Raw genomic sequence first — 19,520 nt, forward strand, 5'->3', positions numbered from 1 at the left:
CCTGCGCCGAGGGGTCCGGATCGCTAGCGCTCCGGACCCCTCGGCGCCAGAGCTCCTCCCGCTTTTGTGCATCCGCACGAGCGGAGGGATGATGGATCAATGACCGATCAGACCGCCGACACGGCGGGTCCCGTTCAGTCCGCCCCCGACACGAGCGCCGCTCCGGCGCCGCAGCCCCCCGCCGATCAGGATCACTCCGATCAGGCCCTGGGATACACGCTCTGGGCGGTTCTCCGCAGGGATCCCTCACGTCCGTTCACCCTCTCCGCCGACGAGGCCGCCCAGGCGGCCGCCGGCTACGAGGACACCGTCGCGCGGCTCGCGGGCGAGGGCGTCACGGTGCGCGGCACCTACGACGTCTCGGCCCTGCGCGCCGACGCCGACATCATGCTCTGGCTGACCGGAGCCGCGCCCGAGGAGCTGCAGCGCGCCTACCGGGATCTCCGCCGCACCGAGCTGCTCTGCGCGCTGCTGCCCACCTGGAACGCGATGGGCGTGCACCGCGACGCCGAGTTCAGCGCGAACCACCTCCCCGCCTACATGCGCGGAAAGGCGCCCGCCCGCTGGCTGACGGTCTACCCGTTCGTCCGCTCCTACGAGTGGTACATCCTCCCCGAGGAGGAGCGCCGCACGATGCTCGCCCAGCACGGCCGTCAGGGCTCGCGCTTCCGCTCCGTCCTGACCAACACGGTGGCCTCGTTCTCGCTCGGCGACTACGAGTGGATCCTCGCGCTCGAGGACGAGGAGCTGGTCAACCTGGTCGACCTCATGCGCGATCTGCGAGCCACCGAGGCCCGCCGCCACGTGCGCGAGGAAGTCCCCTTCTACACCGGTCGGCGCATCGAGGCCGACCAGATCGCCGAGGTCCTCCGATGAGCAGCACCGTCCCCGCCCCCGAGGCGCGCGACTTCGCCGAACCCGTCCCCGAGGTCGCCGAGGGCGTCCTCGTCCGCGGTGCCACGCCGGCCGCGGCGTCGGGCCCCGAGCACGTCACCGAGCCGGTCGCCTACGACGCGATCCTGCTCGCCGGCTTCGGCGGCCCCGAGGGCCAGGACGACGTCATCCCGTTCCTGCGCAACGTCACCCGCGGCCGCGGCATCCCGGAGGAGCGCCTCGAGGAGGTCGCCCACCACTACCGCCACTTCGGCGGCGTCAGCCCGATCAACGCGCAGAACCGCGCGCTCAAGGCCGCCCTCGAGGCCGAGCTCGCGAACCGCGGCATCGACCTGCCGGTGCTCTGGGGCAACCGCAACTGGGCGCCGTACATGAGCGAGGCGGTGACGGAGGCGAAGGAGCGCGGCTTCTCGAACCTGATCGCCATCGCCACCAGCGCCTACTCCTCCTTCTCCTCCTGCCGGCAGTACCGCGAGGACTTCGCGGCCGCGCTCGACGCGACCGGCCTCGAGGGCGAGCTGCGGATCGACAAGGTCCGCCAGTTCTTCGACCACCCCGGCTTCGTCATGCCGTTCGTGAAGGCCGTCCACGACGGGCTCGACGAGCTGCGCTCGCGCCTGCCCGGGCTGGACGTGGCGACCGAGGTCGAGGTGCTCTTCGCGACGCACTCGATCCCCTCCACCGACGCCGCGCGCAGCGGCCCGCACGAGCGGCACGAGGACGGCACGGTCGTCGACGTCCACCACTTCGGCGACGGCGGCGCCTACGAGGCGCAGCACCTCGCGGTCGCGGAGGTCGTGATGGCGGCTGCCGGCGCGGAGGACGTGCCGTGGCAGCTCGTCTACCAGTCGCGCTCCGGCCCGCCCACCCAGCCGTGGCTCGAGCCCGACATCAACGACGCGATCGCCGAGCTGCCCGCCAAGGGCCGCAAGGCGCTGGTGATCGTTCCGCTCGGCTTCGTCTCGGACCACATGGAGGTCATGTGGGACCTCGACAACGAGGCGCTCGAGACCTCGGAGGAGCACGGCCTCGTCGCCGTCCGCGTGGCGACGCCGGGCACCGACCCGGTCTACGTCTCCGGTCTCGTCGACCTGGTGATGGAGCGGGTCAACGGCACGCCCGTGGAGGACCGTCCGTCGATGACGGCGCTCGGCCCCTGGTACGACGTCTGCCGTCCCGGCTGCTGCGAGAACGTGCGCGCGGGCTTCAAGCCGGCGCTGGCGGGGATCGCGCCGTGACGGGCGGGGTCGCCCTGTGACGGGGAGCATCGCCCCGTGAGCATCCGAGTCGGCACCCGCGCGAGTGCGCTCGCGGTGGCGCAGACCCGGATGACCGCCGATCGGATGGCACAGGTCGCCGGCGTGCCCGTCGAGTTGGTGCGCATCGAGTCCGACGGCGACCGGATGCGCGGCTCGCTCGCCTCGCTCGGCGGCACCGGGGTCTTCGTGAGCGCGCTGCGCGACGCGCTGCTGGCCGGGCGCTGCGACGCGATCGTGCACTCGCTGAAGGACCTGCCGACGGCGCCGGTCGAGGGCCTCGTCCTCGGCGCGGTGCCCGAGCGGGAGGATCCGCGCGACGCGCTCTGCGCCCGCGACGGCGCGACGCTCGCGACGCTGCCCCGCGGTGCGCGGGTCGGCACCGGCTCACCGCGGCGTCGCGCGGCGCTGCTCGCAGCGCGCCCCGACCTCGAGATCGTCGACATCCGCGGGAACATCGACACCCGGCTCGGCCGGGTGGCCGACGGGAGCTCGTCGCCGCTGGACGCGATCGTGCTCGCCCTGTCGGGGCTGCGGCGCCTCGGGCGCACCGACGCGGTCACCGAGGTGCTCGACTTCAGCGTCTCGCCGCACGCGCCCGGTCAGGGTGCGCTGGCGATCGAGGTCCGGGACGAGGAGCCGTCCGACGATCTGCGCGCGGCCCTCGCGGCCGTCGAGCACGCCCCCACCCGGGCGGCGATCACCGCCGAGCGGGCGCTGCTCGCCGTGCTCGAGGCGGGCTGCGCGGCGCCGATCGGCGCGAGCGCGACGGTCGAGGCCGGCCGTGTGGTGACGCGCGGCGTGGTCTTCGCGGTCGACGGCTCTGCGTCCCTCTCTCGGGAGGTGGCGGAGCCGATCGATAACGGTTCGGTCGACGGACCTCGACACCTGGCGGTTTCGCAGTATGGTGGTCGCGAACTGCCCGTCGTCGAAGCCGCGTTCCGTTGCGGCTCTCTGCTCGCTGACGCGCTTCTCGGTGCGGGTGCCGCCCAACTCGCACCTCTGGGAGCCTCTTCGTGATCGTGCCCGCCGCCTACTCCCAGTGGGAGAAGCCGTTGCAGGGCTGGCGTGTCCTCGTCCCCCGCGGAGGTCCGTGGGGCGACGGCGTCGCCGGTGCCCTGCGCGCGAAGGGAGCGTCGCCCGTCGTCGCGCCCATGATCAACTTCGCGCCGACCGACGACTTCCCGGCGCTCGAGCAGGCCCTGGCCGACCTCGAGGCCGGCGCCTTCGACTGGATGACGGTGACCAGCGCGACCACGGTCGACGTGCTGTCCCTGCTGCGCACCACCGTGCCCGCGGGGACGAAGGTCGCCGCCGTCGGCGAGACCACGGCCGCGGCACTCGTGGCGGCCGGCTACTCCGTCGATCTCGTCCCGTCCGAGGACAACTCGGCGAAGGGCCTGCTCGCCGAGTGGGAGCAGGCGACCGGCGGGCAGCACCCGCTCCGGGTGCTCACGCTGCGTTCCGAGATCGCGAAGCCGCTGCTGACCGAGGGCCTGAAGCGCATCGGCCACGACGTCCGCTCGGTGGTCGCCTACCGCACCGTCGGCGTGCAGGTCGAGGACCGCGTCGTCGCCGATGTCGCGAGCGGCGCCGTCCACGCCATCCTGATCACCTCGGGGAGCGTGGCAGAGCAGGTGCAGAAGCAGCTCGGCCCGGTGCCCGAGTCGACGCTGGTCGCCGCCATCGGCCCGCAGACCGCTAAGGACGCCCGCGCGTTCGGCCTGCGCGTCGACGTCGTCGCCGACGAGCGCTCCGCCTCCTCCCTGATCGAGGCCGTCGCCGGCGTCGCCGCGGAGCGCGCGCCCCGCTGACCGGCGCTCTTCGCGCACAACATCAGCTGAGACGGGTGGGCCTCCGCTGACAAAGGAGGGACCCCTTTCTCAGCTGATGTTGTGCGGCCGTCGCTGGTCGAGGTGGACGCTCACCAGTGTTCGAGTGCCCGGCGCCTGCGTTGCGCTGCAGTCCACATGTGCTCGTTCCGGCGGATCATCTCGAAGAGGGCCGCTTCGGTGCGGGGCCAGTCGTCCATGATCTGGTGGTTGTCGAGCCGGATGCAGAGGTACTCCTGGCGTGCGAGCTCGAGGTCGCGTCGCCGGTCCTCGTGGAACTGCTCGATGCTGGAGTGGTAGCGGTAGCCGTCGGTCTCGAGGACCATCCGCTCGCCGATCACCTCGTCCACACGGCCGACACGCGGGACGAGGACCTGCGGGCGGACCGGCACGTTGCGGCGGCGCATGCTCAAGCGGGTCTTCGTCTCGAGGCCGGACTGACTGCGGCCGTCGACACGGGCGAAGACCTCCCGCTTCCCCGCCGGAGCGAGCGCGCGGAGCGTCGGCAGGTCGTCCTCAGCGAGCAGGCCCAGGTTGAAAGCCGAGTCGATCGTCACGACGGCGTCGTCCTCACCGATGCAGGTGATGAGATTCAGGATCGCCGCACCGATCCCGTCCTGCGAGAACGAGCGCCGGCCCTGACCCGGCCATCGCCGCCAGTGGCCGACCGCCCCCGGACGCAGGGTATGGACGAAGGAGTCGCCGAGCGCGATGTGCAGGCCTGGCCGCTCGGTGGTCCAGAGCCCGAGAGCGTGCAGCAGAGAGACGCACGTGAGGACTCCGCCCGCACGCACGGCGGCCAGTTCGGCCTCGGGCGCTCCTGCCATCGCGTACCAGCCGCGCCGCACGCGGACGATCTCGCCCGTCGACAGGGCGCGCTCGACCGCGGACCGGTCCACGCCGGCGGCGCGAAAGGCGCTCGCGGGAGCGAACCCGCCGCCCGAGGCGAGGAGAGAGCCGACTCCGTCCATGGTGTCGACGGTGGCGGAACACCGCCTCGGGTGCGGGCGCTCATCGGTGATCTGTGGAGGAAGGACGACGAGACGATCCTGGGGAGGAGTGGATGTCGACGGTCAGGGGGCGCGACGCGAGCCCGGCTTAGGCTGGAGGCATGACCGCGATCCGCCCGCGGCGCCTCCGCACGACCCCGGCCCTCCGCCGGCTCGTGCGGGAGACGCGCGTCCACCCCGCCCAGCTCGTCCTCCCGCTCTTCGTGGCCGAGGGGATCACGGAACCTCAGCCGATCGGCTCGATGCCGGGGGTGTCGCACCACTCGCTGGACAGCGTCCGCCGCGCGGTGACCGAGGCGGCCGAGGCGGGGCTCGGCGGCGTCATGCTGTTCGGCGTGCCGACCACCCGCGACGCGGTGGGCTCCGGAGCGACCGACCCCGACGGCGTGCTCAACGCCGCCACGCGGGTCGTCGTCGAGGAGGTCGGCGACGCGCTCGTCGTGCAGACCGATCTCTGCCTCGACGAGTTCACCGACCACGGGCACTGCGGCGTCCTCGACGCGCACGGCCGGGTCGACAACGACGCGACGCTGCTCCGCTACGAGCAGATGGCGCTCGCGCAGGCCGAGGCCGGGTCGCACCTGCTCGGCCTCTCCGGGATGATGGACGGCCAGGTCGGCGCGATCCGCGCGGCCCTCGACGGCGCCGGCCACCTCGACACCGCGATCCTCGCCTACTCCGCGAAGTACGCCTCCAGCTTCTACGGCCCCTTCCGCGAGGCCGTGCAGTCGACGCTCGAGGGCGACCGCCGCACCTACCAGCAGGACCCGGCGAACCGCCGCGAGGGGCTGCGCGAGGCGACGCTCGACCTCGCCGAGGGCGCGGACGTCGTGATGGTGAAGCCGGCGATGTCCTACCTCGACGTGCTCTCGGACGTCGCCGCGATCTCCGACGTGCCGGTCTGGGCGTACCAGGTGTCCGGCGAGTACGCGATGATCGAGGCCGCCGCTGCGAACGGCTGGATCGACCGCGAGGCCGCGATCGTGGAGTCGGTCACCGGCATCGTCCGCGCCGGCGCCGACGCCGTGCTCACCTACTGGGCCGTCGAGCTGGCGAACGATCTGCTGAAGTAGGCACATCCTCCGTGAAGGGTCCGCGCCGTATCGTGGTCGGGTGACTCCCACCGCGAACGACACCCTGTACGAGCGTGCCCGGCACGCGATCCCCGGCGGCGTGAACTCGCCGGTCCGCGCCTTCCGCTCGGTCGGCGGGACCCCGAGGTTCATGGTGTCGGCGACCGGCCCGTTCATCACCGACGCCGACGGCCGCGAGTACGTCGACCTGGTCTGCTCCTGGGGTCCGGCCGTCCTCGGCCACGCGCACCCCGAGGTCGTCGCCGCCGTGCAGGAGGCGGCGGCCCGCGGGCTCTCCTTCGGCGCGTCGACCCCGGCCGAGACCGAGCTCGCCGAGCTGGTGGAGGCGCGGATCACGGCCGGCGGGGTCTCGCCGATCGAGAAGCTGCGCCTGGTCTCGACGGGCACCGAGGCGACGATGACCGCGATCCGCCTGGCCCGCGGGGTCACCGGCCGCGACCTGCTGATCAAGTTCTCCGGCCACTACCACGGCCACTCCGACGGCCTGCTCGCCGACGCCGGCTCCGGCCTCGCGACGCTCGCCCTGCCCGCCTCCGCCGGCGTCACCGCGGCCACCGCGGCGCAGACGATCGTGCTGCCCTACAACGACCTCGACGCGGTGCGCGCGGTCCTCGCCGAGCGCGGCTCCGAGATCGCCGCGGTGATCACCGAGGCGGCCGCGGCGAACATGGGTGTCGTCCCGCCCGCGCCGGGCTTCAACGCGGCACTCGCCGAGCTCGTGCACGCCAACGGCTCGCTGCTGATCATGGACGAGGTGCTGACCGGCTTCCGCGTGAGCGCCGGCGGCTGGTGGGGACTGGAGAACGCGGGCGCCGGTGCCGATGGCGCCGAGGCGCCCTACGTCGCCGACCTCTACACCTTCGGCAAGGTCATCGGCGGCGGCATGCCGGTCGCGGCGCTCGGCGGCCGCGCGGACGTGATGGACCACCTGGCCCCGCTCGGGCCGGTGTACCAGGCGGGCACGCTCTCCGGGAACCCGGTCGCCGTGGCCGCCGGCATCCGCACCCTGCAGCTCGCCGACGACGCCGTATACGCCTCGCTCGACCGCACCGCCGTGACGCTGCAGCGCGAGGTCTCGGCCGCGCTCTCGGCCGAGGGCGTCGTGCACACGGTGCAGAGCGCGGGCAGCCTCTTCAGCTTCATGTTCACCGACATCGGTGGACCGGTGCGCGACTACGCCCAGGTCCAGGCGCAGGAGTCGTACCGCTACCCGGCCTTCTTCCACGCGATGCTCGACGCGGGCGTCTCGCTGCCGCCGTCGGTGTTCGAGGCGTGGTTCGTCTCGGCCGCGCACGACGACGCGGCGATCGGCCGGATCGTCGACGCGCTGCCGGCCGCCGCGAAGGCCGCGGCGGCAGCGCGCCCGCAGGAGTAGGCGGTCGCGCCGGGGATCAGCCCCGGCGCGACACCGACTTCGGCAGCACGAAGACGAGCGCGAAGGCGGCGATCGCCATCAGCGCGCTGACCAGCATCGCCGGGGCCGCGGCGTCGAGGAAGCCCGAGGCGACGGTGTCCGGGCCGGTGATGACCAGGCCGCCGAAGAGGATGCTGCCGATCGCGGCGATGCCGACCGCCGAGCCGATCCGCTGGATCGCCGAGATCACGCCACTGGCCGCGCCCGCGTCCTGCGGGTCGACCGTCGAGACGATGAACTGCACGTTCGGCGCGATGAAGAAGCCGTTGCCGATGCCCGCGATGAACAGCGGCGCGAGCAGCTGCCAGTTGGTGATCGAGTCGGGCGTCGCGGTCAGCAGCACCAGCCACACCCAGATCAGGCCGACGGCGAGCAGTCCGCTGCCGAGCACCAGGACGTTGCGGCCGAGCTTCGCGGTGAGGCGGTTGCTCTGCGAGGAGCTGACGATGCTGCCGATCGCGAAGGGGATCGAGACGAGGCCCGACTCCAGCGCCGTGTGGCCGAGGCCGGACTGCCAGAGCAGCGAGATGGTGAAGAAGATGCTCGTGAAGGCCGCGAAGTAGACCAGCGCCAGGATCACGCCGCCGGTGAAGGCGGGGTGGCGGAACAGGGTCGGCGGGACGAGCGGCGCGCGGCCGCGGCGGGTGTACGCGACCTCCCAGGCGCCGAACGCGGCGAGGAGGATCACGCCGCCGGCGATCGAGAGGAAGGTCCAGAGCGGCCAGCCCTCGTCCTCGCCCTGGATCAGCGGCACGAGCAGCGCGACGAGCCCGCCCGAGACGAGGATCAGCCCGAGCCAGTCGACGCCGCCGCTCGGGGCGCGGTCGCCGTCCTGGAGCTCGCGGCGGGTCGGCAGCAGCATCGCGGCGGCGATGAGCGTCGCGACGCCGATCGGCAGGTTGACCCAGAAGACCAGGCGCCAGCCGTTCTCGTCGCCGAAGGCCTGGATGATCAGACCGCCGATGATCGGGCCGAGCGCCGACGAGACGCCGAGGACGGCGCCCATCACCGCGAACGCCTTGCCGCGGGCGGGGCCGCGGAAGAGGATCTGGATGTAGGCGTTGACCGCCGGGACGAAGATCCCGCCCGCGAGGCCCTGCACGACGCGCGCGATGACGAGCTGGACGTCGTCGGCGGCCAGGCCGCAGGCGAAGCTCGCGACGGTGAACAGCGCGACGCCGCTGACGAAGACCCACTTGTGCCCGAAGCGGTCGCCGAGGCGGCCGGCCGGGATCAGCGCGAGGCCGAAGGCGAGCGCGTAGCCCGAGATGATCCAGGAGAGCGTCGACTCGGAGGCGTCGAGGGTGGTGCGGATCGTCGGCAGGGCGACGTTCACGATGGTGGTGTCGAGCAGGGCGATGAACATGCCCGCCAGGAGGACCACGAGGGAGCGCCAGGCGCGGCGGTCGGGGGCCGGCGGGGCGCCGGTCACGCGGTCGGACGACGTCTCGGTCATGCGGAGGGAGGCCTTTCGAGAGGCGGGAGAAAGGGGGAGGGGGAGCGGGACCACCCATCGGGGGTACGACCGCATGTGAACTCTCGCAGGAGCACCCGGGTTTCTGCACGCCTTGGCCTGTGGGGGCCTTCAGGTGCGGGGGCGGAACCGCCGTCAGCGGGGGCGGAACCGCCGTCAGCGGCGGCGGGACTCGGCGGCGCGGGCGCAGTCGATGCAGAGGTCGGCGGTGGGGCGGGCCTCGAGGCGGGCGGCGCCGATCGGGCGGCCGCAGCGGGCGCAGTCGCCGTAGTCGCCGGCGGCGAGGCGCGCGCGGGCGGCGGCGAGATCGCGCTCGGTGCGCGCGAGAGCGTCGCGCACCCCGGCCATCCGCGACCACTCCGCCGAGAGCGGGGTGCCCTCCGGATCGTGCTCGTCGTCGGCGGTGCCGTCGGCGCGGTCGAGGAGGAGCTCGCGGAGGGACTCATCGAGTGCGGCCGCCTCGCGCCGAGCCTCGGCCTGCCGCTCGGCGAGGCGCACGTCGAGGAGTCGCCGCTCGTCCGGATCCGTGGCCATCCCTCCATGCTGCCACCGCGACCCCCGGGCGCCGAGTGCGATGGGCGGGGCAGACTAGGGGCATGCCCGTCGTGACCGTGCTCCCCGACCGCCTCGAACTCCGCCTGACCCGCGCCGAACGGGTGCTCGCCCTGCACCGCGGCGACGTCGTCGTCGAGCGCTCGAGCATCCGCTCGGCGACCGTCACCGAGGATCCGTGGATCTGGGTGCGCGGGATCCGGGCGCCGGGGACCGCGGTGCCCCTGACCCTCGCGGCCGGCACCTGGAAGTTCCACGGCGGCAAGGACTTCCTGCTGATCAAGCGGACGGCCGCTGCGGTGGTGATCGACCTCGTCGACGAGGAGTACTCGCGCCTGATCGTCAGCACGAAGCACGCCCCGGAGCTGATCGCGGCGCTGCAGCTGGGGACCGCGACCTCGGCGATCCCCGTCATCGAGACGGACGACCTCGTCGTCGTGCCGGCCGTCGCCGAGCAGGCCGCCGAGCGCCTGGCTGCAGCGCAGGCGGAGGCGGAGCGCAGGGACGAGCAGACGCCCGCGGAGGAGACGCTCGCGGAGGAGACGCCTGCGGAGGAGACGCCGGCCGAGAAGGAGACCGTCGCGAAGAAGCCCGCGGCGAAGAAGGCGCCCGCGAAGAAGCCGGCGCCCGAGAAGTCGGCGCGCGAGAAGCCGGTCGCTGAGAAGACCGCCACCGAGGCGCCTGCGCCCGAGAAGCCCGCAGCGAAGAAGCCGACCGCGAAGAAGCCCGCCGCGAAGCCGCGCCCCGACTCCTCCGTGGGTCACGCCTCCGCCGAGCCCAGTGGCGCGACCGAGGCCGCCGAGTAGCTCGGACCGCCGCGCGACCCGAGCTCCGGAGCGTCAGCCCCGGACGTCGACCAGCGTGCGCCCGTGCGCGCGCCCTTCCAGCAGGTCGGCCGCGGCGTCGATCGCGCCCGCGAGCGGCACCGCCGTGGTCAGGCCGTCGAGCAGCTCCAGGTCGAGGTCGTGGGCCAGCCGGCGCCAGGCCTCCTCGCGGAGCTTCCTCGGTGCCTCCACCGAGTTGATGCCCGCGAGCGTCACTCCGCGCAGGATGAACGGCATCACCGTCGCGGGCAGGTCGCCGCCCTGCGCGAGACCGCAGGCGGCGACGGTCCCACCCCAGCGGGTCTGCGCGAGCGCGTTGGCGAGGGTGTGCGAGCCGGCGGAGTCGATCGCGCCTGCCCAGCGCTCGGACTGCAGCGGCTTGCCCTTCTCGGACAGCTCGGCCCGGTCGAGGACCTCCGTCGCGCCCAGGCGCTGGAGCAGCTCGCCGTGCTCGTCCGCGCGCCCGGTCGAGGCGACCACCTCGTGGCCGAGCTTCGCGAGCAGCGCGACGGCGAGGGAGCCCACGCCGCCCGAGGCGCCGGTGACCAGCACCGGTCCGTCGCCGGGGCGGACGCCGTGCCGCTCGAGGGCGAGGACGGCGAGCATCGCGGTGAAGCCGGCGGTGCCGATCGCGCCGGCGCGGGCGGAGGAGATCGCGCCGGGGATGCGCAGCAGCGACGCGGAGTCGACGCGGGCCCGCTCGGTGAAGCCGCCGTCGAAGCGCTCGCCGAGGCCGGCGCCGTTGAGCACCACGCGGTCGCCGGAGTCGAAGCGCTCAGCTGCGGCGCCGTCCGCGTACTCGACCGTGCCGACGACGTCGATGCCCGCGATCAGCGGGGTGCGGCGCACCACACCCGGCCGGCCAGCGAGAGCGAGGGCGTCCTTGTAGTTCACGCTCGAGTACTCGACGGCGAGGGTCACGTCCCCGTGCGAGCGGTCGGGATCGTCCCGCTCGGTCAGTCGTGCGCGATTCGGGGTCTCGGTGTCGGAGGAGGAGTGCTGCTCGACGACGACGGCTCGGAACATGAGCCCACGCTACGCCCGAGCGCGCGGAACGCGCCCGGGCGGCGGGGTCAGTTCAGCGGCCGGGTGCCCTCGGGCAGCGCGCCCCCGGCGTAGAGGGCGGTCGCCGCGTCCTGCAGGGCGGTCAGCGCGACGCGCTGCGTCCACGGTCCGTAGGAGACGCGGGCGAGGCCGAGCTCCTCGAATCGCGCGGGCGATTGCGAGCCGGGGACGCCGATCACGCTGACCCGCCGGCGGCCGAGCGCGGCCACGAGGGCCTCGAGCTCCGCGTCCTGGAGCAGGCCGGGGACGAAGAAGCAGGTCGCCCCCGCGTCGAGGTAGGCGCGTCCGCGCTCGATCGCGTCGGCGAGCACCTCGCCGCGGTCGCGGTCGCCGGCGCGGAGGAAGACGTCGGTGCGGGCGTTGAGGGCGAAGGGTACGGCCTCCTCCTCGGCGGCGGCGACCGCCTTCTCGACGGAGCGCAGCGCCTCGGCGAGCGGCTTCGCCTGGTCCTCGAGGTTCGCGCCGACGACGCCGACCTCGATCGCGCGGCGGATCGTCTCGCCCGCGTCGCCGTAGCCGGCCTCGAGATCGGCCGAGACGGGCACGTCGACCGCGGCGACGATCCGCTCGATCATGCTGAGGTGCAGGTCGAGCGGGATCCGCTCGCCGTCCGGGTAGCCGAAGGTCGCGGCGATCGAGTGGCTCGCCGTCGCGAGCGCCCGGGTCTCGGGGAGGGCGGTGATCGTGGTCGCCGAGACCACGTCCCAGACGTTCACCACGCTCAGCAGCTCGGGGGCGGTGTGGAGGTCGACGAGGGTGCGGCCGCGCGCTTCGATGCTCATCCGAGCACCGTAGCCCGCTCCGCGACGTCCCCGCGGTGCGCCGCGCAGGCCGCGGTGCCGCAGCCGCCGCAGACCACGAGCTGCTCGCGGCAGGCGGGATCGGCGCAGTTGCGCATCCGGCTGGTCGGCTCGGCGCAGACGGCGCACTGGCCGAGCACCTCGGCGTCCGGGGAGAAGGTCAGCGAGCCGCGCCCGTCGAAGACGTAGAGCGCACCGCGCCAGAGCCCCGTGTCGCGGCGGGCCTCCTGGTAGCGGACGATGCCGCCGTCGAGCTGGTACACCTCGCCGAAGCCGCGGGCGAGCATCAGGCTCGAGAGCACCTCGCAGCGGATCCCGCCGGTGCAGTAGGTGACGACCGGCCGGCCCTTGAGGTGGTCGTAGGCGCCGGAGTCGAGCTGCTCGACGAACTCCCGGGTGCTCGCGACTCCCGGCACGACGGCGCCGTCGAAGCGGCCGATCTCGGCCTCGAAGGCGTTGCGCCCGTCGAAGAAGACCACGTCGTCGCGCTCGGCGACCAGGGCGTCGACCTCGTCGGGCGCGAGCCGAGTGCCGGTGCCGACGACGCCGGACTCGTCCACCCGCAGCTCCTCGGGCGCTCCGAACGACACGATCTCCTCGCGCACCTTCACCGAGAGCCCGGGGAAGTCGACGCTGCGACCCTCCTCGTCCAGGCCCGAGCCGTCGCTCCACTTCACCTCGAGACCGCGGAAGGCGGAGTGCTCGCGGGTGCGGCGGACCCAGCGCTTGAGCGCACCCATCTCGCCGCCGAGGGTGCCGTTGACACCGTCCTTCGAGAGCAGGACCCGGCCGCGCAGGCCGAGGTGCTCGGCGAGCTCGCGCTGCCAGAGCCGGACGGACTCGGGGTCGGCGAGCGGCACGAAGCGGTAGAACAGCAGGATCTTCGGCAGCACCGGGTCATCCTACGAGGGCGGGCCGGGTCGGCCGAAACGCTCCGGCAACGCGGGTGTGACAGCATCTCCCGGTGACCGACGCCCCTCTCCCCGTGCCGCACAGCCGCTTCGAGGACGTCTTCGGCCTCGTGACCGGTGCGTTCGTCGTCTCGCTCGGCCTGTTCCTGCTCCGCGCGAGCGAGGCGGTGACCGGTGGGACCGCGGGGCTCGCGCTTCTGCTGGGCTACGTCGCGCCGATCCCGTTCGGTGTGATCCTGATCGTCGTCAACCTGCCGTTCCTGGCGCTCTCGCTCTGGAAGAAGGGCTGGCGCTTCACCCTCCGGACGATGTCCTCGATCGTGCTGGTCTCGGTGCTCGCCGGGCTGCACCCGCTCGCCTTCGGCACGATCCGGATCGATCCGGTCTACGGGGTGCTCACCGGCGACGTGCTCGCGGGGATCGGCCTGCTCATCCTGTTCCGGCACGGCTCGAGCCTGGGCGGCTTCAGCATCCTGGCCCTCCTCGCGCAGGAGCGGCTGGGCTGGCGGGCGGGCTACGTGATGATGGCGCTCGACGCCTGCGTGGTCGTCGCGGCGCTGCTGGTGGTGCCGCCGCTGAACGTGCTGATCTCGGCCGCGGGCGTCGTGGTGCTCAACCTGGTGCTCGCCTTCAACCACCGGCCCGGGCGCTACCTCGGTTCCTGAGCGGCGTGGCGTGAGCGGCGCAAGCCCTCGACCTGCGGCCGGGGGTTCCTAGGCTGGTCGGAGGCGCGCGACTGCCGCGCCCGAACGGAGAACCGGATGTCCGACTGGAACTACGACCCCTACGCCCGCCTCGGCGAGGTGCCGACCTTCACCCTCGAGAGCGACGACATCAGCGACGGCGCAGCGCTCGCCCCGCGCCACTACGGCGAGGGCTCGGGCGGCGAGGACGTCTCGCCGCAGCTGCGCTGGTCGGGAGCACCCGCCGAGACCAAGAGCTTCGCGGTGACCGTGTTCGATCCGGACGCGCCCACCGGCTCGGGCTTCTGGCACTGGGCGGTCTACAACCTGCCGGCCGACACGACCGAGCTGCCGACCGGCGCAGGCGCGGCCGGCTTCGAGCTGCTGCCCGCGGGCGCGCAGACCCTGCCGAACGAGATGCGGCTGCGCCAGTTCATCGGAGCGGCGCCGCCGGACCGCGAGCACCGCTACTTCTTCGTCGTGCACGCGCTCGACGTCGAGGAGCTCGAGCTCGACCCGGAGTCGACGCCGGCGATCCTCGGCTTCAACGTGCACTTCCACACGCTCGCGCGTGCGGTGCTGGTCGCGACGGCGACGCCGGACGGCGCGAAGGGCTGACCAGCCCGAGTCTCGACACGCCGCTGCGCGGCTGCTCGACCAGCAGGGAGCTTGCTGATCGAGCAGCCCGCGCAGCAGGCGTCTCGAGATCCGCGCTACCCGAAGAGGGTGCGCGCCTCCTCGTAGCGGGAGTCGGGCACCGTCTTCAGGGTGCCGAGGGCCTCGGCGAAGTCGACGTGGTAGATGTCGGTGCCGCGCAGGGCGACCATGCGGCCCCAGTGCTCGGCGACGACGGAGTCGGCCGCGGCCATGCCGAGGCGGGTGGCGAGCACGCGGTCGAAGGCGCTGGGGGTGCCGCCGCGCTGGATGTGGCCGAGTGTGGTGGCGCGGGTCTCGATGCCGGTGCGGTCCTCGATCATCGGGGCGAGCATCTCGCCGATGCCACCCAGGCGCGGACGGCCGAAGGCGTCGAGGCCGCGCTCGGAGTGCGCGTCGTCCATCGAGTCGAGCGAGAAGCCCTCGGCGACGACGACGAGCGGGGCGCGACCGCGGTCCTGGGCGCTCTGCACCCACTCCACGATCTGCTCGATCGAGGTCTTCTTCTCGGGGATGAGGATGACGTGCGCGCCGGCGGCCATGCCCGAGTGCAGGGCGATCCAGCCGACGTGGCGGCCCATGACCTCGGCGACCATGCAGCGGCCGTGCGAGTCGCCGGTGGTGCGCAGGCGGTCCATCGCGTCGGTGGCGATGCCGACGGCGGTGTCGAAGCCGAAGGTGTAGTCGGTGGCGCCGAGGTCGTTGTCGATGGTCTTCGGGACGCCGACGATCTTGAGGCCCGCGTCGGTGAGGCGCTTCGCCGCGGCCAGGGTGCCCTCGCCGCCGATCGCGATGATCGAGTCGATGCCGTTGCGGTCCATCATCTCGGCGATCTTCTCGGGGCCGCCGTTGTCGCCCTCGAAGGGGTTCGTCCGGCTCGTGCCGAGGATCGTGCCGCCCTGCTTGGCGATGCCCTGGATCTCGGGCCGCCCGAGGGGGAGGAGGTCGCCGTCGACCACTCCGCGCCACCCGTTGCGGAAGCCCACGAATTCTTGGTCGTACACCTTGATGCCCTTGTACACGGCACCGCGGATGACGGCGTTCAGCCCGGGGCAGTCGCCCCCGGAGGTCAGGATCCCGATCTTCACCCGCTCAGAGTAGAGGACGCGGGCACGGGGTCGGGTCGCCCGCTCCGGCCGGATACGACGACGGGCCCCTCCTCGCCGCCTCGAGGAAGGGCCCTTCGTCGTTCAGGGACTAGAGAGTGTCAGTGACTAGTTGGCCTGGCTGGTGTTGACGACGCCGTTGACACCGGCGGGGAAGAATCCACCGGAGGTCGCGGCCTTGCTGTTCAGGTAGACGACGTTGAGGACCTGGCCGGGGTTGCGGCTGAAGGCGATGCCGTTGGCGTCGGTGGGCTGGATGTTGGCCTGCCCGTCGACCTTGACGCCCTGGTCGTCGTCGGTGGGGCCGTCGAGGCTGTCGCGCGCGTCGGACAGCTTGCCCGCCTGCACGTCGAGACCGGCGCTGTAGATCGCCGAGCGGATGGCACCGGCGTGGTACGCCTCCACCGCGAGGATGCCGGCGGCCGCCTCCAGGTAGAGCTTCGACTGGATGAGGGGGGCAGCGCCCTTGTAGGCGGTGACTCCGACGTCCTCGAAGACGAAGGCGCCGAGCAGGAAGTTCTGCTCGTTGAGGAACGGGTCGAACGTGCCGCCCGCGGGGATGAGGCCGGCCGCGGCTGCCGCCGCGTTGAAGCTGGCCTCGAGGTTGATGGAGGGGCGGGCGACGGCGGCAGCGCCGAGCTGGCCGCGGAGGAACTTGACGTGCGCCTTCTCGTCGTTGGCGACCTCGCGGGCGAAGGACTTCAGCCACGGGGTCTTGAACGGGACGGCGCGGCCGCCCTTGACGCCGCCGAGCTTGCCGGTGCCGCCGGTGTCGCTGCTCGCGAGGCCGGAGCCGGTGACGGCGCGGAGGTAGAACTCGGCCTCGAGGTACTCGAGGTTGAGCGCGAAGTTGAGGACGGCGGCGTCGCCGGGGCCCTCAGCGGCGACCTCTTCGGCCGAGGCGGCGGGGGCGGAGGCCAGGGCCGCCGCGCCGATGCCGAGTCCGGCGACGCCGGTGGCCTCGAAGAAGCGGCGACGGTCGAGAGCCGTCTCCGAGCTCCTGACGATCGCGTTGCGGATGAATGTGGTGTCGAACATGTGCGCATCTCCAGTGATAGGCGGTTGGCCGGGCTGACGGACTGTGCCGCGACAGCGCGAAACTACGCCCGGAATCGGGGCGCTGCCTAGCGGAATCGGGCGATCCAGATTGCGCATGTGTTCATCCGGTCTGAACCAATCCGGGGCGCCCGCCGCTCCGAACACGTCGTGGATGGCAGTTCTGCGGGGCACCTGATCAGCCGCCCGTTCCGGGGTCCCTCGGCCAGTGTCGGCGGCCGCGGTTAGCATCGCTGCGTGTCGTCCGCCGTCCCCGCTCCCGTGCCGTTCCTGGCCACGGTCTACGCGCCCGCCGTGCCGGTGAGCCTCGCGCTCACCCTCCGCACGCTGCTGCGCGGCTCGGGCGACCCGACGATGCTCATCGACGCGACCGGCTTCTGGCGCGCCTTCCGCACGCCGCTCGGCCCCGGCACGCTGCACCTGCGGCAGGCGGCCGACGGCGCCGTGCACGCGCGGGCCTGGGGCGAGGGCGCGGAGTGGCTGATCGATCACGTGCCCGAGCTGCTCGGCCACGGCGACGACTGGAGCGCGCTCGATCTCTCCGCGCACGGTCCGCTGGCCGAGGTGCTGCGCCGCTCGGCGGGGCTGCGGCTGACCCGGGCGAACCTCGTCTTCGAGATGCTGGCGCCCTCGATCCTGGAGCAGAAGGTCACCAGCACGGAGGCGTGGCGCGCCTACCGCGCGCTGGTGCGGCTGCACGGCGAGCCGGCTCCCGGGCCGGTGCCGCTGCACGTGGCGCCGTCGGCCGAGCAGTGGCGCCGGGTCCCGTCCTGGGACTGGCACCGGGCGGGTGTCGACCCGCGGCGCTCGCGCACCGTGCTCACGGCGGCGCTGGTGGCGAAGGGGCTCGAGCGCACGCTGGCGCTCGGCCGCGGCGGCGAGGTCGTGGCGCAGCGCCTGCAGTCGGTGCCCGGCATCGGGCCGTGGACGGCGTCCGAGGTGATGATGCGGGCCCACGGCGACCCGGACGCGGTGAGCGTGGGCGACTACCACCTGGCCGCGGCGGTCGGCTTCGCGCTGACCGGGCGCCTCGGGGTCGACGACGACGGGATGCTCGAGCTGCTCGAGCCGTGGCGCGGGCACCGGCAGCGGATCATCCGCCTGATCGGGACGAGCGGCGCGCGCAAGCCGCGGCACGGCCCGCGGATGACGATCCAGGACCACCGGTGGCACTGACCCGCCGGGTGCTCTGAGGCGGTTCCGCTCTCAGGCGCCGAGCGCCTCCAGCACCGCCATCGCCGCGTTCTGGCCGCCGATCCCGGAGACCCCGCCGCCGCGGCGCGCGCCCGCGCCGCAGAGCAGCACCCGCGGGTGCTCGGTGGCCACGCCCCAGCGCTGGGCGGGGGTGTCCAGCGGCTCGTCGTCCTCCGCGAACGGCCAGGACAGCGGTCCGTGGAAGATGTGGCCGCCGGGCAGGCCGAGGCTCTCCTCCAGGTCGCGGGTCGTGCGCGTCTCGATGCAGGGGTTCCCGTCGGCGTCCAGGAGCAGCAGCGCGCGGATCGGCTCGGCGAGCACGGAGTCGATCGAGTCGAGGATCGCGGTCTCGAGCTGCTCGCGCGTCGGAGCGTCGTCGCCGGTCAGCAGCCGGTCGGGGACGTGCAGGGCGAAGACGGTGAGCGTGTGCGCGCCGCTCGCGGCGAGTTCCGGGGAGAGGATCGTCGGATCGGTCAGCGAGTGGCAGTAGATCTCGCAGGGGATCGGCGAGGGCACGCGGCCCTGCTCCGCGGCGCGGTGGGCCTCGTCGAGCTGGCGGTAGCCCTCGTTGACGTGGAAGGTGCCACCGAAGGCCGCCTCCGGGGCGACGCTCTCGTCGCGCAGGCGCGGCAGGCGGCGCAGCACCAGGTTCACCTTCACCTGGGCGCCCTCGGGGCGGACGGCCTCCGGGCGCACGGTCTCGGGGCGCAGGGCCTCGCCGCCGCCGCTCAGCAGCCGGTCGAGGACGAACGGGGCGACGTTCGAGAGCACGAACCGCGCCCGCACCCGCCGACTGCGCGGTCCGCGGCGGTAGACGACGTCGCCGGCCGGGTCGACGCTCGTCACCTCGGCGCCGGTCAGGATCCGGGCGCCGGCGTTCCGGGCCGCCCGCTCCAGCGCGCCCGAGACGGCGCCCATGCCGCCGACCGGGACGTCCCAGTCGCCGGTGCCGCCGCCGATCACGTGGTAGAGCAGGCAGCGGTTCTGCGCGAGGTCGGCGTCGCCGGCCCCGGCGAAGGTGCCGATCAGCGCGTCGGTGAGCAGGACGCCGCGCGCCGCGTCGCCGGCGATGTTGTGCTCGATCACCTCGCCGATCGGCCGCTCGATCATCGCCCGCCAGATCGCGTCCTCGCCGACGAGCCGCCGCGCCTCCTCCCGGCGCAGCAGCGGCTGGGTGAGGGTCGGCCAGAGGGCGCGCGCCAGCCGCGAGGTGTGCCGGGAGAAGTCGGCGAAGGTCTCGGCGTCCTCCGGCGTGCCCATCCGCGCGAAGGAGTCCGCGGTCGCCAGGGCGTCGCCGGTGTCGACGAGCAGCCCGCGCGTCGGATCGGCGGGGTCGGGTGTGTAGGAGGAGTAGTGGCGGCGCACGAGCGGCACGTCGACCCGCAGATCGGCGAGGATCGACGGCGGCAGGAGGCTGACGAGGTAGGAGTAGCGGCTGAGCCGCGCCTCGACGCCGCGGAACGGGTACTCCGAGACGGTCGCGCCGCCCGCGCGCGCACCGCGCTCGAGGACGAGGACGTCGAGTCCGGCTTGGGCGAGGTAGGCCGCCGCGACCAGGCCGTTGTGACCGGCGCCGACGATCACGACGTCGACCGAGGGATCGACCGCGGCGGGGGTGTCGGAGCGCAGCGGGCCGGGCGCGGTGCCGCTGCGCTCGGAGAGGTCTCGGGTGCGGTGCCTGTCGCGTCGGGCCATGGTTCC

At 73.3% G+C, this 19,520-nt stretch carries 19 protein-coding genes; 10 read left to right on the forward strand and 9 right to left on the reverse strand.

The features are described from left to right. Positions 1-99 precede the first annotated feature (99 nt). Genes hemQ through MT355_RS16845 form a run of 4 tightly spaced genes read left to right on the forward strand, consistent with a single transcriptional unit; the run spans position 100 to position 3,964 of the window. A complete protein-coding gene (hemQ, locus tag MT355_RS16830) occupies positions 100-876 on the forward strand; it encodes a hydrogen peroxide-dependent heme synthase (RefSeq protein WP_243600444.1) in 777 nt (258 codons plus the stop codon). Further along, a complete protein-coding gene (locus MT355_RS16835) occupies positions 873-2,132 on the forward strand; it encodes a ferrochelatase (RefSeq protein ID WP_243600445.1) in 1,260 nt (419 codons plus the stop codon). The genes hemQ and MT355_RS16835 overlap by 4 nt, the downstream gene beginning before the upstream one ends. A gap of 36 nt (positions 2,133-2,168) precedes the next feature. Next, positions 2,169-3,170, forward strand: a complete 1,002-nt coding sequence (gene hemC / locus MT355_RS16840; protein WP_308197425.1) for a hydroxymethylbilane synthase — start codon at positions 2,169-2,171, stop codon at positions 3,168-3,170. Continuing rightward, a complete protein-coding gene (locus MT355_RS16845; protein WP_132435642.1) occupies positions 3,170-3,964 on the forward strand; it encodes a uroporphyrinogen-III synthase in 795 nt (264 codons plus the stop codon). Before hemC ends, MT355_RS16845 begins: the two co-directional genes overlap by 1 nt. Before the next feature lie 110 nt (positions 3,965-4,074). On the opposite strand, the gene MT355_RS16850 is transcribed toward MT355_RS16845, so the two are convergent. Beyond that, entirely contained in the window at positions 4,075-4,953 is an 879-nt protein-coding gene (locus MT355_RS16850) for a type IV toxin-antitoxin system AbiEi family antitoxin domain-containing protein (protein WP_243600446.1), read from the reverse strand. A gap of 140 nt (positions 4,954-5,093) precedes the next feature. Here MT355_RS16850 and hemB point away from each other — a divergent pair, with 140 nt between their 5' ends. Both hemB and hemL read left to right on the forward strand, forming a co-directional pair. Then, a complete protein-coding gene (gene hemB, locus MT355_RS16855; protein ID WP_123444876.1) occupies positions 5,094-6,065 on the forward strand; it encodes a porphobilinogen synthase in 972 nt (323 codons plus the stop codon). 40 nt (positions 6,066-6,105) lie between these two features. Next, the gene (hemL, locus tag MT355_RS16860; protein ID WP_243600447.1) at positions 6,106-7,461 is read left to right on the forward strand and encodes a glutamate-1-semialdehyde 2,1-aminomutase; all 1,356 of its coding nucleotides are present in this window, start codon (positions 6,106-6,108) and stop codon (positions 7,459-7,461) included. 16 nt (positions 7,462-7,477) lie between these two features. Here the strand turns inward: hemL and MT355_RS16865 are convergent, their stop codons facing one another. Beyond that, positions 7,478-8,956 carry an MFS transporter gene (locus MT355_RS16865; RefSeq protein WP_243580999.1) on the reverse strand — a complete coding sequence of 493 codons (1,479 nt, stop codon included), beginning with the start codon at positions 8,954-8,956 and terminating at the stop codon, positions 7,478-7,480. Positions 8,957-9,130: 174 nt separating this feature from the next. Then, a complete protein-coding gene (locus MT355_RS16870; protein ID WP_243600448.1) occupies positions 9,131-9,508 on the reverse strand; it encodes a TraR/DksA C4-type zinc finger protein in 378 nt (125 codons plus the stop codon). A gap of 62 nt (positions 9,509-9,570) precedes the next feature. On the opposite strand from MT355_RS16870, the gene MT355_RS16875 reads away from it, so the two are divergent. Beyond that, positions 9,571-10,332: a hypothetical protein gene (locus MT355_RS16875; RefSeq protein WP_243600449.1), complete on the forward strand. Its 762-nt coding sequence runs from the start codon at positions 9,571-9,573 to the stop codon at positions 10,330-10,332. Between the two features lie 33 nt (positions 10,333-10,365). Here MT355_RS16875 and MT355_RS16880 read toward each other — a convergent pair whose 3' ends face one another. Genes MT355_RS16880 through MT355_RS16890 form a run of 3 tightly spaced genes read right to left on the reverse strand, consistent with a single transcriptional unit; the run spans position 10,366 to position 13,105 of the window. Beyond that, positions 10,366-11,376, reverse strand: coding sequence for an MDR family oxidoreductase (locus MT355_RS16880; RefSeq protein WP_123444879.1), 1,011 nt, complete (start codon positions 11,374-11,376; stop codon positions 10,366-10,368). A gap of 47 nt (positions 11,377-11,423) precedes the next feature. Then, a complete protein-coding gene (locus MT355_RS16885) occupies positions 11,424-12,197 on the reverse strand; it encodes an isocitrate lyase/phosphoenolpyruvate mutase family protein (protein ID WP_243600450.1) in 774 nt (257 codons plus the stop codon). Next, a complete protein-coding gene (locus MT355_RS16890) occupies positions 12,194-13,105 on the reverse strand; it encodes a rhodanese-related sulfurtransferase (RefSeq protein ID WP_243600603.1) in 912 nt (303 codons plus the stop codon). Before MT355_RS16890 ends, MT355_RS16885 begins: the two co-directional genes overlap by 4 nt. A 74-nt stretch (positions 13,106-13,179) precedes the next feature. Between MT355_RS16890 and MT355_RS16895 the strand changes: the two genes are divergently transcribed. Together MT355_RS16895 and MT355_RS16900 are read left to right on the forward strand one after the other, a co-directional pair. After that, positions 13,180-13,791, forward strand: coding sequence for a YitT family protein (locus tag MT355_RS16895; RefSeq protein ID WP_243600451.1), 612 nt, complete (start codon positions 13,180-13,182; stop codon positions 13,789-13,791). Positions 13,792-13,887: 96 nt separating this feature from the next. Continuing rightward, positions 13,888-14,427: a YbhB/YbcL family Raf kinase inhibitor-like protein gene (locus tag MT355_RS16900; protein WP_159423505.1), complete on the forward strand. Its 540-nt coding sequence runs from the start codon at positions 13,888-13,890 to the stop codon at positions 14,425-14,427. Positions 14,428-14,522: 95 nt separating this feature from the next. Here MT355_RS16900 and MT355_RS16905 read toward each other — a convergent pair whose 3' ends face one another. Both MT355_RS16905 and MT355_RS16910 read right to left on the reverse strand, forming a co-directional pair. After that, a complete protein-coding gene (locus tag MT355_RS16905; protein WP_123701816.1) occupies positions 14,523-15,551 on the reverse strand; it encodes a 6-phosphofructokinase in 1,029 nt (342 codons plus the stop codon). A gap of 126 nt (positions 15,552-15,677) precedes the next feature. After that, a complete protein-coding gene (locus MT355_RS16910) occupies positions 15,678-16,607 on the reverse strand; it encodes a ferritin-like domain-containing protein (RefSeq protein WP_123701817.1) in 930 nt (309 codons plus the stop codon). Between the two features lie 255 nt (positions 16,608-16,862). Here MT355_RS16910 and MT355_RS16915 point away from each other — a divergent pair, with 255 nt between their 5' ends. Then, entirely contained in the window at positions 16,863-17,801 is a 939-nt protein-coding gene (locus tag MT355_RS16915; protein WP_132434812.1) for a DNA-3-methyladenine glycosylase, read from the forward strand. Positions 17,802-17,831: 30 nt separating this feature from the next. Here MT355_RS16915 and MT355_RS16920 read toward each other — a convergent pair whose 3' ends face one another. Next, a complete protein-coding gene (locus MT355_RS16920) occupies positions 17,832-19,514 on the reverse strand; it encodes an NAD(P)/FAD-dependent oxidoreductase (protein ID WP_243600452.1) in 1,683 nt (560 codons plus the stop codon). Positions 19,515-19,520 lie beyond the last annotated feature (6 nt).

This window comes from Rathayibacter sp. VKM Ac-2929 (assembly GCF_022815495.1).
GTDB lineage: Bacteria > Actinomycetota > Actinomycetes > Actinomycetales > Microbacteriaceae > Rathayibacter > Rathayibacter festucae.

Excerpts from the sequence above, each read along its gene's own strand:
- hemQ (WP_243600444.1), top strand. The coding sequence starts at position 100 with ATGACCGATCAGACCGCCGACACGGCGGGTCCCGTTCAGTCCGCCCCC.
- MT355_RS16835 (WP_243600445.1), top strand. The coding sequence starts at position 873 with ATGAGCAGCACCGTCCCCGCCCCCGAGGCGCGCGACTTCGCCGAACCC.
- MT355_RS16850 (WP_243600446.1), bottom strand. The coding sequence starts at position 4,953 with ATGGACGGAGTCGGCTCTCTCCTCGCCTCGGGCGGCGGGTTCGCTCCC.
- hemB (WP_123444876.1), top strand. The coding sequence starts at position 5,094 with ATGACCGCGATCCGCCCGCGGCGCCTCCGCACGACCCCGGCCCTCCGC.
- MT355_RS16865 (WP_243580999.1), bottom strand. The coding sequence starts at position 8,956 with ATGACCGAGACGTCGTCCGACCGCGTGACCGGCGCCCCGCCGGCCCCC.
- MT355_RS16870 (WP_243600448.1), bottom strand. The coding sequence starts at position 9,508 with ATGGCCACGGATCCGGACGAGCGGCGACTCCTCGACGTGCGCCTCGCC.
- MT355_RS16875 (WP_243600449.1), top strand. The coding sequence starts at position 9,571 with ATGCCCGTCGTGACCGTGCTCCCCGACCGCCTCGAACTCCGCCTGACC.
- MT355_RS16880 (WP_123444879.1), bottom strand. The coding sequence starts at position 11,376 with ATGTTCCGAGCCGTCGTCGTCGAGCAGCACTCCTCCTCCGACACCGAG.
- MT355_RS16885 (WP_243600450.1), bottom strand. The coding sequence starts at position 12,197 with ATGAGCATCGAAGCGCGCGGCCGCACCCTCGTCGACCTCCACACCGCC.
- MT355_RS16900 (WP_159423505.1), top strand. The coding sequence starts at position 13,888 with ATGTCCGACTGGAACTACGACCCCTACGCCCGCCTCGGCGAGGTGCCG.
- MT355_RS16910 (WP_123701817.1), bottom strand. The coding sequence starts at position 16,607 with ATGTTCGACACCACATTCATCCGCAACGCGATCGTCAGGAGCTCGGAG.
- MT355_RS16920 (WP_243600452.1), bottom strand. The coding sequence starts at position 19,514 with ATGGCCCGACGCGACAGGCACCGCACCCGAGACCTCTCCGAGCGCAGC.